Genomic DNA, 17,117 nt, shown 5'->3' with positions numbered 1-17,117 from the left:
TTGAACAAACTATACATCTTTAAAATTTGAAAGCCATATCGTATAATCATACTATAAAGAGGTGAAATTATGAGATTGCTTTTAATTGAAGACGAGGTCATGCTTTCAGATGCCCTGGTGTATATTCTCAAAAAAAACAACTACAGTGTAGACGCGGCCTATGATGGAATCGAAGGGGAGGAATTGGCTGAAACCCAAATATATGATGTAATAATACTTGACAGAATGCTTCCCGGGAAAAACGGCATAGATGTACTGAAAGACATCAGAAAAAATAAAATTCAAACTCCGGTTATAATACTAACCGCCATGGATTCCATCTCCAACAGAGTGGAAGGCCTTGACAACGGTGCAGATGACTATCTGATAAAGCCTTTTTCTACAGAAGAGCTTTTAGCCAGGATAAGGGCTCTTGGAAGAAGGCACGTGGATTTCATACAGGACGGCAATATAAAATTATCTTCCCTGATTTTCGATCCAATGAAAGGTGAAATTGAATGCAATGGAAATAGAATGAAACTCACTGCAAAGGAATCCCAGCTTCTGGAACTTCTGGCACGAAATAAAAACCAGGTGATTACAAAGGATCAAATACTGGACAGAGTATGGGGCATTGATTCCAATGTGGAGATGAACAACAATATAGAAGTATATTTTTCCTACTTGAGGAAAAAATTGAGGGAAATCAACTGCAGTGTAAAAATTGAGACAATAAGAGGTATGGGGTACTGCCTGAAAGAGGTTTGATCATGTTTAAAAAATTGAAGATAGAACTGGTTTTAATTAATTTAATACTTACAAGTCTGGTACTCATAACTATATTTTCGGGAATATATATACTGATGGACAAGAGCTTCACACATTCATCCTTTACAAAGATGCTTAAAACAGCTGAAATGGATAAAATACCTCCTCTTGAGCCTCACAGCAGAAATATGAACCCCATGGAAAGTTTTTTTGTGAAGACGGACAGCAGTGGAAATATAATTGAAATATCTCAGAACTCAAATCTCAATAAAAATTCCTATGAAGCCATACTGTCGAATATCTTTAAAAGCAGTGATTCAAGTGGCAGCATAAGCTATAAGAACTACAATCTAAGATATCTGAAAGTTCCAAAAGAATATGGCTTCATAATAGTCTTTATGGACAGATCCTCCGACAACGAAATACTAAACCGGCTAATAATGATATCAGTCATGATCTGTATAATAAGCCTCATACTGGTATTTATCATAAGCCTGTTTCTTGCCAACATATCCCTAAAGCCAATCATAAGTGCCTGGGAAAAACAGCAGGCCTTTGTAGCAGATGCATCCCATGAACTGCGCACACCACTGGCAGTTATAACTACGAACCTGGATATAGTCCTCGGCAACCGCAGTGACACCGTAGAGAACCAGGGCAAGTGGCTTGGAAATATCAAACTGGAGGCGGGAAGAATGACTAAACTCATAGAGGATCTGCTGTACCTCGCCAGATCCGATTCCCACCAGAAGGCATTAACTTTTTCCAATTTTGATCTCAGCGGCGCAGTTACCAAGGCAATTGTTCCCTTCGAGGCTTCTGCGATAAAACATGAAATACTCATGACGTCCAACATAGAACCTGGGATAAATTTCTTAGGAAATGAGGGACGCATAAAACAGCTCATGGCGATTTTGATCCACAACGCCATAAAACATACACCTGCTGGAAAATCCATTGAAATAAGTCTGGGCAGAGTTAAAGGCCGAATTCAGATAACAGTTCAGGACAGAGGGGAAGGCATAGCCCCTGAACACATAGATAAAATATTTGACAGATTCTATAAAGTGGATAAAGTCAGATCAGGAAATAACGGGAATTTCGGTCTGGGGCTTTCAATCGCCAAATCCATAGTTGAAGAACACAAGGGCGATATAAGTGTATCAAGTACCCTCGGTGAGGGATCCACCTTCAAGGTGATTTTAAGGGGTCTGACCCCCTGACATTTTTTGTCAGGGGGTCAGACCCTATTCCAGCAATTTCAAAACTGCATTACTTATAACTTCCATACCATAGAGCATGGCATTTTCATCTATATCATACTTGGGATGATGCTGTGGATAGATGATCCCTTTTTCGCGGTTGCCCACGCCCACAAAGATGAAACAGCCGGGTATTTTCTGCAGATAATATGAAAAATCTTCACTGCTCATAAAGGGATTTATGGGATGAGCTTTGCCATCTATCATTTCTTTTCCCGCTTTCAAAACAACGGCTGCAATTCCGGGATCATTGTTCACCACATAGGTACACGTATTCTTTTTGATATTGCAGCGAGCTCCTGTCATTTCACTTATATGCTCCACAATTTTTTTAATGTGAATAAACACCTGTCTGCGCACTTCTTCATCCAGTGTCCTGATAGTTCCCTTCAATATAGCCTTTCCTGCTATGGCATTGTATACACTTCCTGAATTGAAGACACCTACGGATACAACCGCCTGCTTCATTGGATCCACATCTCTTCCCACAATCGTGTTCAGGGCAACTACCACTTCAGATGCAGTCAATATGGAATCCACTGTCTGCTGGGGCATGGAAGCATGGCCCGCCTTTCCCTCAATTGCTATTTCAAATTCATCACTGGCTGCCATCATAGGTCCGGCAGAAATTCCCACAATTCCACTTCTGACAGGCTGCCACAGGTGAGCTCCTATAATGGCATCTACGCCTTCCAGACCGCCGTCCTTTATAATGGCTGCCGCCCCTGAACCATCCGCCACTTCTTCCTCACTGGGCTGAAATATGAATCTTATATTTCCACTGATACTGTCACGGATATCATATAAAATTTTTATCACTCCCAGCAGCATGGCTATGTGCCCATCGTGACCGCAGGCATGACATGCGCCTTTATTCTGAGATTGATATGGCCTGCCGCATTCATCATTTATGGCCAGTGCATCCATGTCTGCACGAATTGCTATGGTCCTGCCAGGATTTTTGCCCTTTAAATCTGCAATGACACCGGTTCCTCCTGCTCTTCTGATCTCAAGCTCCTCAAGATTTTCAAGTATCTGAATAATTTTTTTCTGGGTATTAAATTCTTTTTTGCTCAGTTCAGGATGAATGTGAAAATACCTTCTCAATTCCACTACACCGTGATAATTCCGTTTTGCCAGCTCTTTTATATTCTCTACCCTATTTAATTCCACCGACTTCATAATATGACTCCTCCTACTTTATTTTTAAATCTACTTGATACCACAATTACAAAATACCTTGAGTTCATTTTCATTCACTTTTTTCCCTTTTATCTGAACCAAAATTCTAAATGTGTCAATAGATGTTATAACCTCTATATTTCTCTCCACTGCCGCCCTTCTTATATGAAAGCCGTCTCTTGTGGAATCATTTCCCCTGGTAGGCGTATTTATCACCATATCAACCTGTTCATTTTTTATGACGTCCATTATATTTGGATGTTCTTCTTTCATCTTCCTGACTTCTTCCACTTCAATACCATTATCTCTCAGCAGTTTTGCCGTATTTCTGGTAGCCATGAATTTTATGCCCATTTTATCAATTTCCTCTGCTATAGGAAGAAATTCATTCTTATCGTGATCACCTACAGTGGCAAGTATGACGCCTTTTTTCATGGACGCAAACATTCCCGCAGCTACAAATCCCTTATAAAGCGCTCCGGACAAAGTGCTGGAAACCCCAAGCACCTCACCGGTGGATCTCATCTCAGGTCCCAGGGAAACTTCTACATTGGGGAGTTTCTGTGTGGAAAATACGGGAACTTTCACAGCTACTATAGGAGGTTCTTTTAAAATTCCCACTCCATATTCCATGTCCCGAAGCTTTTCACCAAGCATCACCCTTGTGGCAATATCAACTATGGGAATGCCGCTGACCTTGCTTATATATGGAACTGTCCTTGAAGCCCTCGGATTTACTTCTATCACATAGAGATCATCATTGTATTCTATAAACTGTATATTTATCATGCCCCTTATGCCTATGCCAAGTGCCAGCTTCACAGTACAGTCCAGTATCTTTTTCTTGATTTCATCACTTATATTCTGGCTCGGATACATGGTTATACTGTCTCCAGAGTGAACTCCGGCTCTTTCCAGGTGTTCCATAATTCCCGGCAGGAGTACATCACTGCCGTCACATATGGCATCTACTTCTATCTCCCTGCCCATGAGATATTTGTCTATCAATATGGGATTCTTCCTGTCCTTTCTAAAAGCCATGGAAAGGTAAAACTCAAGTTCACTTTCATCGTAAGTTATCTCCATTCCCTGTCCTCCAAGTACATAAGAAGGCCTTACCAGAACAGGAAATTCAACTCTCTTTGCCTCCTCAATTCCCTCTTCAACAGACCATACACCTTTTCCACGGGGTCTTTTAATATTTAATTTTTGAAGAAGTGCATCAAATTTCTCCCTGTCTTCCGCCGTGTCTATCTGATCAGCAGTCGTGCCCAAAGTAACTATTTCTTTTTCCTTTAAAAATTCCGCCAGTTTTATGGCAGTTTCCCCGCCAAATTGAAGTATCACTCCGTAGGGTTTCTCTTTGTCCAGTATATTCAATACATCCTCTTCGGTTATAGGTTCGAAATAGAGTTTATCTGAAATGTCAAAATCAGTGCTTACAGTTTCAGGGTTGTTGTTTATTATTATAGTCTCTATATGAAGTTTCTTGAGTGTCTTTATACAGTGCACGGAGGCATAGTCAAATTCTATACCCTGACCTATTCTTATAGGTCCTGAACCTATTACCACAACTTTCTTATTGGATGAAACCCGAACCTCGTCATATTCCTCATAAGTGGAATAATAATAGGGTGAAAGAGCTTCAAACTCCCCTGCACAAGTATCCACCATTTTATAGGAAGGTGTTATATTCCATATCCTCCTGAGCTTATATATTTCATCGGGAGAAATCCCCATCATGTCTGCTATTCCCTTATCTGAAAATCCCTTTCTTTTAAGCATTTTAAGCCAGTCCTTGTTCAGCTCGCCTATACTGCTGGATTTTAATTTCTCCTCTTGGTCTATTATCCATTTGAATTTGTATATGAAAAATTCATCCATACCGGTGATCTCCGACAGTTTTTCTATTTTGTATTTTCTCCTCAGGAGCTCCGCCAATGCAAATATTCTCTCATCATCGGGACGCTTTATTCTATCTTTAAGTTCCTCTATGGTGAAACCCTTAAACTTTTTATAATCCAGTGAATAAGCACCAATTTCAAGGGATCTTATTCCCTTTAAAAAAGCAGCTTCAAAATTGCTTCCTATAGCCATTACCTCGCCTGTAGCCATCATTTTCGTACCGAGCTCTCTCTTGGCATTCTCAAATTTGTCAAAGGGCCATTTGGGGATTTTTATCACCACATAGTCCAGGGAAGGCTCAAAGCAGGCATAGGTCTTTTTAGTAACAGCATTTTCTATCTCATCCAAGTTGCAGCCAAGAGCTATCTTGGCCGCCACTTTTGCAATGGGATAACCTGTTGCCTTGGAGGCAAGAGCAGAAGAACGGCTTACCCTCGGGTTTATTTCTATGACTGCATACTGGAGAGAATCTGGATTCAGGGCCAGCTGTACATTACAGCCACCCTCTATCTTGACTTCATTTATTATGTCAATGGAGGCAGTTCTCAGCATCTGATATTCCTTGTCCGATAACGTCTGGCTCGGAGCTACAACTATGCTGTCTCCTGTGTGAATTCCAACAGGGTCCACGTTTTCCATATTGCACACAGTTATACAATTGCCGGCATTGTCCCTCATGACTTCATATTCTATTTCCTTCCATCCCTTTATGCTCTTCTCCAGAAGTACCTGACCTATGGAACTGAGCTCAAGTCCCGACTCGAGTATGGTTTCAAGTTCCTCTTCGGTATAGGCTATTCCGCCGCCGGTTCCGCCAAGGGTATAGGCAGGTCTGACTATTACTGGATATCCTATTTTAGCTGCAAATTCTTTTCCACTTTTCACATCTCTTATGATCTCACTTTCAACTACAGGCTGGCCTATCCTGTTCATTGTCTCTTTAAACAATTCCCTGTCCTCACCTTTTTTTATGGACTCTATGGAAGTCCCTATTATATTTACATTGTATTTTTCAAGTATTCCACTCTCATGCAATTTCAATGCAAGGTTCAGAGCTGTCTGGCCTCCCATACTGGCCAAAAGGCTGTCAGGTCTTTCTCTGTCCATGATTTTTTCCACAAATTCCACCGTGAGAGGTTCTATATAAACCTTGTCCGCCACTTCCCGATCAGTCATTATAGTGGCAGGATTGCTGTTTACAAGTATCACCTCAACCCCCTCTTCTCTCAGGGATTCGCAGGCCTGGGTTCCTGAATAGTCAAATTCAGCCGCCTGCCCTATGATTATGGGACCGGATCCTATTACAAGTACTTTTTTAATATCTTTATTTAAAGGCATAATGCCGCTCCTTTCTACAATTCACAATGCACAGTTCACAATTATTGATGGATTTTCGGCCGGCGGCGAAAATCTTCATCAACTATTCATCTTTCACTTCTAACTGCCAATTGATTAAAGTGCATACTTCATAAACTCATCAAATATACAGCTGTTGTCTTCCGGTCCGGGACATGCTTCTGGATGGAACTGTATTGAAAATATCGGCAGTGACTTATGTCTCATTCCCTCTATAGTTCCGTCATTTAAACTTATATGGGTTACCTCCATGTCCTCAGGCAGTTTATTTACATAATATCCATGGTTCTGGGAAGTTATCCTGACTCTGCCCTCTGCAAGATCTTTTACAGGGTGATTGCACCCCCTGTGGCCGAATTTAAGTTTTGCCGTAGTTCCTCCAAGAGCCAGTGCCAAAAGCTGGTGTCCAAGACATATGCCTACAATTGGCTTCTTGCCTATGAGCTTTTTTATATTCTCTATTTCAAAATTCAAATCTGAAGGATCTCCAGGTCCATTCGATAAAAATATCAAATCCGGATCGATCTCAAGTACATCTTCCGCCCTGGCAGCTGCCGGGAATACCGTAACAGTACACTTCCGATCCAAAAATGCCTTTATCATGCTCTTTTTGATGCCAAAATCCAAAACCGCTATATTCTTTGCACCATTTCCCACTGTGTATTTATTTTCTGCAGTCACTTGAGATACAGCATTTTCATTGGAAAAGGATTCAATTGTGCTTTTTACAGTGGAAAAATCCAGGTTCTCCACGGTTATGATTCCCTTCATAGTACCCTTTGTCCTAAGTGATTTTGTAAGTGCCCTCGTGTCAATTCCTGAAAGTCCCGTCACTTTATTTATCTTAAGGTAGTCGTCAAGTTCCATTTCCGATTTAAAATTACTGGAGTAATGACATATCTCCCTTACAATAAGTCCCTTTACTTTTGGTGAAGTTGATTCCAGATCATTCAAGTCAACTCCATAATTTCCTATAAGAGGATAGGTCATCGTCACTATCTGTCCATAATAAGAAGGATCTGTCAATATCTCTTCATATCCTGTCATTCCAGTGTTAAATACCACCTCGCCTATGCTGTCCTTGAGATATCCAAAGGCTTCACCCTGAAATACACTTCCATTTTCCAGTATAAGTTTTGCTTTCATAAATTACCTCCTGTATTTTACAAGCAAAAATACACTCAACCAACTTTAAAAAATAAAAAGGCAATGAAAAAATTATCTATAAAATAATTTTTCTATTGCCAGAATTTCTAAAAATGTTCACTTTTTTAAACACATAAAAAAAGCTATCCAAAATAATACATTCCTTTCTGGCCTCACAGGACCAATTTAAAGTGCATTTTTTACTTAAAATTCTATTTTAATTAATTTTAATTAAAATATCAGCTTATGTCAAGTATCAAAAAATGTATTTTAAAATATATTTTGATATTTTACGCCAATGTTGACAAAATCACGGTAAAATAATATAATGAATTTTGAAAAATTAAATATGAATTTCTTCATATTTAATATTTATTTGAATTTAAAGGAATTTTTTTTATCATCAAAAAACTTTTGTAAAAGGCAAACTTATTGAAAAATAAGGACGCAAAGCTCTGAATCTAAGGCATTATGCTAAGATAGTCGGCTGCCAAAAGAGGATACATTTTTATAGTCCTCTTTTAAGGTATATCTTTAAGGGGATGATTAATAATGAAAAAATCAGTTCTTTTGCTAATGATAATATTTCTTATAGTATTTCAGGTATTTCCCGGTAGAGTTGAGGCGGGTCAAATTAAAAACAGTTCTAATAATTCGTATGGTTCTTATGGCGTTTTTATAGGTATGGATTCAGATAATATAGATAAATTACTTGATTATAAAGAAGTGGTTATAGATGCATCGTATTATACCAAGGATCAAATTGACTATCTTCATGAAAATGGAGTAAAAGTTTATAGTTATTTAAACATAGGTTCAATTGAAGATTTCAGATCCTATTACAACAAATTTAAAGATATGGCCCTTGGAAGCTACGATAATTGGCCTAATGAAAAGTGGGTAGATGTTTCAAATTCCAAATGGAAGAACTACGTGATGAATGTATTGGGAAAGAACTTAAAAGACAAGGGCATAGATGGATTTTTTCTTGACAATCTGGATGTTTACTCAGTGTACAAGAATGAAAAAATTTTCAAGGGAGTACTTGACATTATAAACGGATTAAATGCCAAATACAACCTTCCCATAATAGCCAACGGAGGTTATGATTTTTTTACATCAGCAATAGAAAAGAACTTATCTGTTAAAAAATTAGTATATGGAGTAAATACCGAATCAGTATATACCACTGTAGATTTTGACAACAACAAATTCTTAAAAAATTCAGCTAAAGAGAGAAATTATGCAGTAGAATATTTAAAGGATCTACAATCCAGAGGTATATCCATATATATAATAGAATATACTAAAAATTCATCGTTAAGCAAAATCATAAATAAGTATTACAATAATCTTGGATTTAAGTATTATATTTCAAAAAATTTAGATTTAAATTGATTTATTTCCCAGTTCCCAGTTCGCAGAAAGATCTCATAAATTAAAATGCCACGGTTTAACCGTGGCATTTTAATTTATGAGAGTTTAAAGTGCAAATATTAAATATCAAATTTTCATTATTTTATATTTCTTCTCTGCGACTTGCATTTTATTTATAGAATTTGTCTACCATGCGTGTAAATATACCGGTTTTTTCTCTATATATTACGGGCTGCGAGCAAAAGGTTATATAATCTATATCGTTCAGGAAATATGTCAAGTTATGCAGTGCCGCACAGAGAGAAATAAACGATGCTAAGAAGTATCCCAATCCATAATAACCATAGCCCAGTTTTACACTTATAATCGTAAACAGAAAGTTGGAAACCAGAAATATGCTCGTTATAACAAATGCTCCCTTTCTATTTTCAAAGTAAAGTCCGATAAGCACTATGATGAACATGGAGATAGAACAGTAGGCACCAAACGTTAAAATATCGAATATATCTATTGAAGTCTGTGTCAATCCTATAAATGGAAGAAAACAATTCCCTATTAATATACAGACAAAGGTAAAAAAGAATTGAACTTCCATAAGATGAAACATCTCCTGCCACAATACCAATACCATGCTTTTCCTTGCACGCACTATATCCCTTAAGTTTCCCCCGCAGGTTATCTGTGAATAATATTCCCTGTATCTGTCATAAAATGAAGTTTCCAGAGAAATGGCAAATATGACCATAGAAGGTAGAATTGTCAGCAGTGCGTAAAAAGTTGGCACATCATAGGAAGGTGCAAATATATAAGTACCTGCAACAATTTTACCCAGAGATCCAGACCAGAAAATAAAATTGTGTATATACATGGACAAGGTATAAAAAAAACATATAAAAAACAATATGGAATACTTGTCAAAATATTTTAGAAACTCAAAGTATTTTCTGTCACTGCTTTTAAAAAAGTTCTGTATACTCAGCATAAGTAAGGTTATTATTACGAATGTACCTACATCAAGGGAAGCTAACAATACTTCTATTGGATTCAACTTTGTAGACATTAGAATTACAATTCCCAGTACCACAGAAGTCACCAGGCCAAGGAAAAAGGTTTTTACGATTTTGAAATATTCCTTGATTGTACCCAAATATACTGTTTCCAGCCACATTATTATCAATTCCATAAAAAGAATGTACGTAATAAATTTTATTGAAAAATGGAGGGGAGATCTATAAAAAAATATTATTCCCGCAACTGCCCCAATAGTTATGCAGATAGATAAAACTCCATACAAGGATGGCATGATTTTATCATATTCTTTAGAATAAAGTTTGTCTGATATGTACCTGGTAACAAGCATTGAAAAGCCGCTTGTAATAATTTGTGAAAAAATAAAAGAATACAAAGTTGATGCCAAAAATAATTCCCTTTGACTAAAAGAAACATTCATCAAGGATACGATAAGCTGGAGAGATGCAATAGCTGCTATACACAAAACCTGTGGACCGGTTATCGCAACTGATGTATACAATATCGCCCTGAATTTAAACAATATGCTGTTGCTTTTGTATAATTTTTTCAATTCAAATCCTATTCCAGCCATTACTTCATCACTCCATATTTTTTGTAAATATTTTTATAGCTGTTGATTACATTTTCCATTGTATATTCATTGGAAACCCTTTTGAAGCCATTTTCACCCATCTGTTTTCTCAATTTTTCATCTTTACATAATTTTATTATGGCCTGTCCCATTTTGACATAATTCATCACCGGTACAACAATACCGGCACTTCCATAATTATCATCCGTTCCATATATCAGCTCACTGCAGCTCCCCACATTTGTGGTAACAAAAGGTTTTTTACATGCCATGCCCTCAAGCATTGCCAGAGGCTGTCCCTCACTAATACTGCTCAAGACCATTATATCGATTTTTCCCATATAATCTTTTACATCAACCCTCCCTGTAAAAAACAAGTTCGTTATTTTCAATTCCCGGGCCAGTTTCAAACACTCTTCATAATATTCTTCGTCCTCATCTGTAGGTCCTATGATATAAAAATTGCAGTTCTTTATTTCATAAGATACTATTAAAAAACTCTGAAGCATTGTTTTAACGTCTTTTATGGGAACTACCCTCAGTACTGAAGCTATATTTATACTGCCGCAGTTCTCATTTTTGCCTTCCGCAGGTAGCTTTGAAAATTCTTCTATATCTATGCCGTTTTTAATTATAGAAATTTTATTTTCAGGACAGCCCAGTTCCATTTCAATCTGTTTGTTCTTACCAAAAAGAGTTATAACCTTTGCGGCATAATTATAGGAGCATTTTGAAAGAGTGTAAAAAAATTCAATCCACATATCCTTCAAGTAACCCTTAACCCATTTGGATTTTATGATCTCCTCTTCCCTTTCCCTGGTGTATATACCATGCTCTGTAATTATAAAGGGTTTGTTGTATATTTTACTTGCCAAACCTCCCACCACCCCTGCATATCCCGTAGAGACACTGTGATATACATCGGCTTTTGGTATCTCACTGTTTATTATATAAAATAAAGGCAGAAGCATGGACCTGACAGCCCAAAAAAATTCTGTAAAAGGCAGTCCTGCATATTTTTTTTCGTAACAGCGCACAGTAATATTAAAAAAATCCCTGCTCATGAAAAAATCCGATATGCACTTCATACTTTCATCTCTAAAGAAATCATATAATTTGTAAAAATCCACATCCCCACCAATAACAAGGTTTTCTATATTATTTTTCTGTTCATCGGGCATATTGTAGTTACTTTTCATATAGCCCTGTTCCTTCAAAATATTGTCTAAAAACATTTCTTTTACTTCCACAACATTTTTACAGAGCTTATAGTTGAATTTTCCTCTAAATTTTTCTTCCGCACCAATACAATAGAGTACAAATTCATGTTCAGGCATTTTTTTTATAAGGATATGTACCCAGGTAGATACGCCGCCTGTAACATAAGGATAGCTGCCTTCACATATTAAACAAATTCTCAATTATAATCACCTACTTATTTTTAAAGAAAAACTGGCATTCTTTCCCGTAATCAAATAAACTCCGTTATCAATTTTACTAACAGTACAACCTCCGCTGGAATCAATTGTGTCACTGCTCCTCAATATAAATTTATCGCCGCTTTTAAAATTCTTACAATACACATTGATTAGATTTCCCTTATATTGTATAAAGGGTTCAACATCAAGATAATTTTTCATGATATCAGCTCCTTCTGAAGCTGTAGCAGGTTTCAGCCATTTAAAATTGGTATTTATATTTGACAGGAGTGAATTATAGTCTCTTAAAAGTTCCTTCCAGTCTCTTCCTTCACTTCTTTTTGAATCCAGAACATCATCCGGGTGAATAAAATGTGAAAATACTCCTAATGAGGTTATGCTATTATATTCATTCCATATGGTTTCATCATCATCATTATATCCGGAGGTTGTTCTCGGAAGTTCATAAATGCCGTCTTTTATCTCAAATTCCTGGGTGTAGCTATCAGGATAAGTATCATCACTGTACAATGAAGATATTACCTTTAAATCGGGCATTGCTTTTATTATGGATTCTCTTCCCTGGGGACTTAATATATTTGACGGCGGAACATATACTCTCAGTTTATAATCGCTAAATACAGACTTTGAATATCTAACTGCCTCCTCTATGGACGCTTCCATGTCGCTTATATTTTTCCAGGATTTATATCCCAGAGGCTGTTTGATATATCCTTCTGGTGCGAGGGATTGATGGTTGTATCCGTGAATTCCCATTTCTCCACCGCTTTTCAGCAGTTCATTTCCAAGCAGAACAAAATCTTTGTTGTTATTTTCCCGGCTTATAAAAGGTGGAACAGTTTTATTATTGTAATCTTCAATTATTGTACCTGTATATTTCAAATTATAGACTTTGGCCCCTTTCATTATAGCCGGAAGCCATATTTCTTTATAGAACCTGGCTGTGGTAACTCCATATTCTTTATAAATACCTTTGTCATATCCTGAAGGTATTGGAGAAGGGAAATCATCAATATAAGCAAGCTTAGTTCCCATTACGGGGTACATATAATTTGGAACTGATATGCTTATCAAGCCTGCAATAAGCCCCCTTTCCAATTTTTCCCCTAAAACATTCCCATTGAAGGCCACAACATTTCCTCTTCCAAAAACATTATGCCAGATAAGGGGAATATTCTCATCTGAAACTGCCAGTATACTGGTACTGCCATCTAAAGTCAATTTTAAGGATGAATTTGATACGATTTTTTCATTGATGTTAAGTCCTGTCCCTTTTATAAGCACATTTGACAACAATTTACACCCTTTGGAGTTAGAAAATCCCTGAATTTTTGAAATTCCAAGCATATCTGAAATTTTTGTCAATGCATCTCCCGTTAAAGGTCTTTCTGCAACTAAAAGGCTGCCTCCATTTTTAACATAATCGGTAATTAAGGACATATCCCTGCATTTATCCAAACTTTCAAATGCAAAAATTACTGCCTTGTTTGAACTGTCCAAAGTCTTCACATCTTTTACATCTTCAGCAGCCGGATCTTTTTTCATATACTGCAGCGTCTTAACAATGTTATCTTTGAGAGCCTTGCTGCCGTTTTCCGCATTATCATATATAACAAGAAATTTTTCCCTGTGGAGATCCGCCGGAATCTTAGATGAGCTGTATTTTGGAGTGCCAGATAAAGCTGTGTTATTTTCAAAAAATTTCAGGGTATAATTGGAGCGTAAAAATTGGACAAACATAGCAAATGTCAATACTATAACAATCAGTATTATAATGTTTTTCCTAGGATTCATCTAATTCACCCGCTATCCAAAATCTAACTATATTCAAAGTTTTATTGCTAAACTGCAGGCTGGATTGTTTAAGTTTATCCAGCACTCTTTTGAAATTGCGGAAATCCTTGAGCACATAATATAGTTTCATCTGCATTACATATGCCTCATCACTGTCACTATGAGCCTCATAAAATTTAATACAGTATTCTTTTGCAGAAGTGTAGTTTCCAAGCTCCATATCACAATTTATTTTATCGACAAAATATTTTTCTTCCAGATCATACATTTCCAGCAGTTCTTCCAATCTTTTTGAATACAGATATTTGTATTTCTTCAAAGACTTTTTATCCAGAAGTCCGCTTTTTATATATTCTTTAACTATATTTATATAAGAAATAAGGGTATCCACGTTTTTTTTATCATTTTCATATTCTACCGATACTTTCTGAATTGTATTTATAAAATAATTTCTAAATTCAGTAATAGCAACAGCAGCATAGTGTGAAACCTCCGTATCGCTGTTTTCAAGTGCCTTTTTCAATATAGGTATGTTTTCCGTAGAATTCTTTTTAATAACATCAATCAACAATTTTCTCTTGATTTTGCTGTCGTTCAAAATAAGGGCCTCCCTCACAGGTATCACATTCATTTCATCTGCCATAGTTCCTGCTCTGACTACATTATAAGGTATGTTTTCCCTTATATATCTGCTATAATTTGAAATTACACCCTCAGAATCAGATTTAAATCTTTTAAATATTGAAATAAAGATGAAATATGCAATGCCGAAAACAGGTATTAAAAGTACAATTAAAAATTCATAAATGCGCTTGTCCCTATAATTTTCAGCATTGATAATGTAAAACAAAATACATATTAAAACATGAACTGCAAAAAATTTATACATTATACTTGATTTCCTCCACCAAATTAGTCTTTATACCATTTAGGGAAAGCCTCTCCACTGCACTTTCAGCCTTAACCTTATCCGTATTGGACAAAATTATATATATACAATTGTCCTCCAGCATACCTATCAAATCATCATCTCTTATACAGGTAGCTGATTTGTAAAAAATTTGCTGATGTGAATAGTCATCATTTACAACTTTTGCAAGGACAAAATCTATACCTGATATTTTCTTATTTCTAATTTTATTATTCAGTATTTTTCTGAATTCTTTTTCCACTAATATTTCAGTACCCGGTATATATTTATCAGACAGTGTCACTTCATCATATTTATAAGCCTTTGCTATAGAATTTGATATCAAGTCTACAAGAACTCTAAATAAATTTTCATAATAAAGGGTCAAGTTTTCAAATTCAAATTCATATATGGAAATCAACGCTATGGTTTCACCCTTATTTATTACCGGTGCAACCATCATGGGAAGTTTATCCTCTAATTCCCTGTTTACAAAAACTGTCTTGTCCTCCATTATTTTTCTAGTTACTGATTGTGAAAGCTGATTCATATCAATAGAATAAGGCAGGCTGAAATCATCACCAGATGATTTGGATCTTAACCTTAGATATTTTTTATCCCTGCTTAAAGAATATATTGAAACTTTAGAAGTTTTTAGAAGCTTTTCTACAATTTTAATGGCACAGTCATATATTTCATCGACCTCAAAACTGTCCAGTTCCCTAATTGCATTATAGATGCTCACAAAGCTATTTTCCGAATTGACAACCTGATTTTCCAGCTCTTCCTTTATATTTCTGGTCTCATTATAAATCAGTCCCAGAAAATTGTATTTGTCTTTCATACTGTTCAATTTCAATTTATTCAGGAACAGATTCCTTCTATTTACATCCGAAACATATCCCGAAATAATCCCAACAATTATATAACCTGCCATGTGGAATATAATATTGGGATCATATAATATCGCTACCATGTTGTTTCCTGAACCCAACAATAAATATACATATAATGCCAGAGAAAATATTACTGCGATAATAGACTGTTTCATTCCGTATACAGCTGATAGAACTATTATATATATGTAGGAGATATCTATAAAGTTAGATGAAGACAGGTCGTTGTTTCTAAAAACATAGGAGTTCAAAAATATAACAATTAGTATTCCTAACAGGTTTTCAACATATGGAATATACTTAAATAATGCCGACTTCTTTGACTTTTTATTAATCTCTGTACCATCTTTGTTTAAATCAATGTCCCTATAATATTTTTCATACCAACTATAAGTTTTTTCAACTCCAGCTTTAAAGGAATACTTAGGCTCCCACTTTAAAATCTTCTTCACTTTTGTATTGTCCAGTCTGGAATTCCTTATATCGCCGGAACGGCTTTCATTGTGAGTAACTTTTTTTATTGTACGAAATCCCTTTAAAATATCCACCAATTCATTTAAAGTATGCTGGGTATTTGTCGAAAGGTTCAGCACACCAACATAGTCATTTTTAACAGCTTTATAGATACCATCCACTACATCTTCCACATATATGAAATCTCTTGTCTGTTCCCCGTCGCCAAATATAGTAAGTTCCTGATTTTTCATCATTTTGTTCATAAATATGGACATTACGCCGCTTTCCCCTTTTAAGCCCTGTCTCGGTCCATATACGTTTGAAAATCTAAAACACATTGTTTTAAGTCCATAAATTTCATGCCACTTTTCACAATAAAATTCACCTACATATTTGCTCATGCCATAGGGTGATATAGGTTTTATCGGTGCATCCTCCTTAATTGGAATTTTGTCCGTGTTCCCATATACAGCTGCAGAAGACGCAAATACAAATCTTTTAACTCCATATTTTTGTGAAAGATCAAGCATATTTGTAATGCCTAATAGATTTGATTTCGAGTCCAGAAAAGGTGATTCAATGGAGGTTTTAACGTCTACCTGTGCAGAAAGGTTTATAACTGCATCGAACTTGTTTGACTTAAATATTTCTTCACAACTTTTACTTTCAATATCCAAATTGTAGAATTTATGAGGGACTTGCACATTTTTAATATTTCCAGTAGAAAGGTTGTCTATTATGTATATTTTATGACCTTCCTTGTAAAACCTATCTGCTGCATGAGACCCTATAAATCCACAGCCACCCGTAATTAATACTTTCATAAATTCCTCCCTTATCTCAAAAAATACTACATAAAACCAATACATTTCATCTTATTTTATTACTATTAATAAAATTTTGCAATATTATAGCAGAATTTGTCCTACTTTAAGATTTTGTTAAAAATTCACTAAAAGTTTCAATTAAGGTTTCAATTACATGATAAAGATTGGCACAGGGTGCATTTAAATAATTCGAATTTAAATATACCATGATATTAGG

The 17,117-nt window shown here is 36.0% G+C and carries 11 protein-coding genes and 1 riboswitch; of the genes, 3 read left to right on the top strand and 8 right to left on the bottom strand.

Annotation, left to right across the window (positions count from 1 at the left end; translation table 11 throughout):
- The first annotated feature begins 69 nt into the window (after nt 1-69).
- Nucleotides 70-747 carry a response regulator transcription factor gene (locus tag ACFHWD_RS14720; RefSeq protein WP_150355544.1) on the top strand — a complete coding sequence of 226 codons (678 nt, stop codon included), beginning with the start codon at nt 70-72 and terminating at the stop codon, nt 745-747.
- A 2-nt stretch (nt 748-749) separates the two neighbouring features.
- Nucleotides 750-1,970 (top strand): sensor histidine kinase, encoded by a 1,221-nt coding sequence (locus ACFHWD_RS14715; protein ID WP_378062538.1) that lies wholly within the window; start codon nt 750-752, stop codon nt 1,968-1,970.
- Nucleotides 1,971-1,994: 24 nt separating this feature from the next.
- Here ACFHWD_RS14715 and ACFHWD_RS14710 read toward each other — a convergent pair whose 3' ends face one another.
- The 3 genes from ACFHWD_RS14710 to ACFHWD_RS14700 form a co-directional block, all read right to left on the bottom strand.
- The gene (locus tag ACFHWD_RS14710; RefSeq protein ID WP_378062536.1) at nt 1,995-3,191 is read right to left on the bottom strand and encodes a M20 family metallopeptidase; all 1,197 of its coding nucleotides are present in this window, start codon (nt 3,189-3,191) and stop codon (nt 1,995-1,997) included.
- Nucleotides 3,192-3,221: 30 nt separating this feature from the next.
- Nucleotides 3,222-6,434: a carbamoyl-phosphate synthase large subunit gene (carB, locus tag ACFHWD_RS14705; RefSeq protein ID WP_378062534.1), complete on the bottom strand. Its 3,213-nt coding sequence runs from the start codon at nt 6,432-6,434 to the stop codon at nt 3,222-3,224.
- Nucleotides 6,435-6,548: 114 nt separating this feature from the next.
- The gene (locus ACFHWD_RS14700) at nt 6,549-7,598 is read right to left on the bottom strand and encodes a carbamoyl phosphate synthase small subunit (RefSeq protein WP_378062532.1); all 1,050 of its coding nucleotides are present in this window, start codon (nt 7,596-7,598) and stop codon (nt 6,549-6,551) included.
- Nucleotides 7,599-8,010: 412 nt separating this feature from the next.
- Nucleotides 8,011-8,093, top strand: a riboswitch (cyclic di-GMP riboswitch).
- A 57-nt stretch (nt 8,094-8,150) separates the two neighbouring features.
- Here ACFHWD_RS14700 and ACFHWD_RS14695 point away from each other — a divergent pair.
- Complete coding sequence (locus ACFHWD_RS14695; protein WP_378062530.1) at nt 8,151-8,996, top strand: endo alpha-1,4 polygalactosaminidase; 846 nt, start codon at nt 8,151-8,153, stop codon at nt 8,994-8,996.
- A gap of 148 nt (nt 8,997-9,144) precedes the next feature.
- Here ACFHWD_RS14695 and pelG read toward each other — a convergent pair whose 3' ends face one another.
- The 5 genes from pelG to ACFHWD_RS14670 are packed head-to-tail and all read right to left on the bottom strand — an operon-like array spanning nt 9,145 to nt 16,897.
- Nucleotides 9,145-10,578, bottom strand: coding sequence for an exopolysaccharide Pel transporter PelG (pelG, locus tag ACFHWD_RS14690; protein WP_378062528.1), 1,434 nt, complete (start codon nt 10,576-10,578; stop codon nt 9,145-9,147).
- Entirely contained in the window at nt 10,578-11,999 is a 1,422-nt protein-coding gene (pelF, locus tag ACFHWD_RS14685; protein WP_378062526.1) for a GT4 family glycosyltransferase PelF, read from the bottom strand. The genes pelG and pelF overlap by 1 nt, the downstream gene beginning before the upstream one ends.
- 6 nt (nt 12,000-12,005) lie before the next feature.
- A complete protein-coding gene (locus ACFHWD_RS14680) occupies nt 12,006-13,811 on the bottom strand; it encodes a DUF2194 domain-containing protein (RefSeq protein WP_378062524.1) in 1,806 nt (601 codons plus the stop codon).
- On the bottom strand, nt 13,801-14,700 hold the full coding sequence (locus ACFHWD_RS14675) for a hypothetical protein (RefSeq protein ID WP_378062522.1): 900 nt from the start codon (nt 14,698-14,700) through the stop codon (nt 13,801-13,803). The genes ACFHWD_RS14680 and ACFHWD_RS14675 overlap by 11 nt, the downstream gene beginning before the upstream one ends.
- On the bottom strand, nt 14,693-16,897 hold the full coding sequence (locus ACFHWD_RS14670) for a GDP-mannose 4,6-dehydratase (RefSeq protein WP_378062520.1): 2,205 nt from the start codon (nt 16,895-16,897) through the stop codon (nt 14,693-14,695). The genes ACFHWD_RS14675 and ACFHWD_RS14670 overlap by 8 nt, the downstream gene beginning before the upstream one ends.
- Nucleotides 16,898-17,117: the final 220 nt, after the last annotated feature.

This window comes from Clostridium sp. MT-14 (assembly GCF_042436595.1).
GTDB lineage: Bacteria > Bacillota > Clostridia > Clostridiales > Clostridiaceae > Clostridium_B > Clostridium_B aromativorans.
This window is presented reverse-complemented; position numbering and strand designations above follow the sequence as displayed.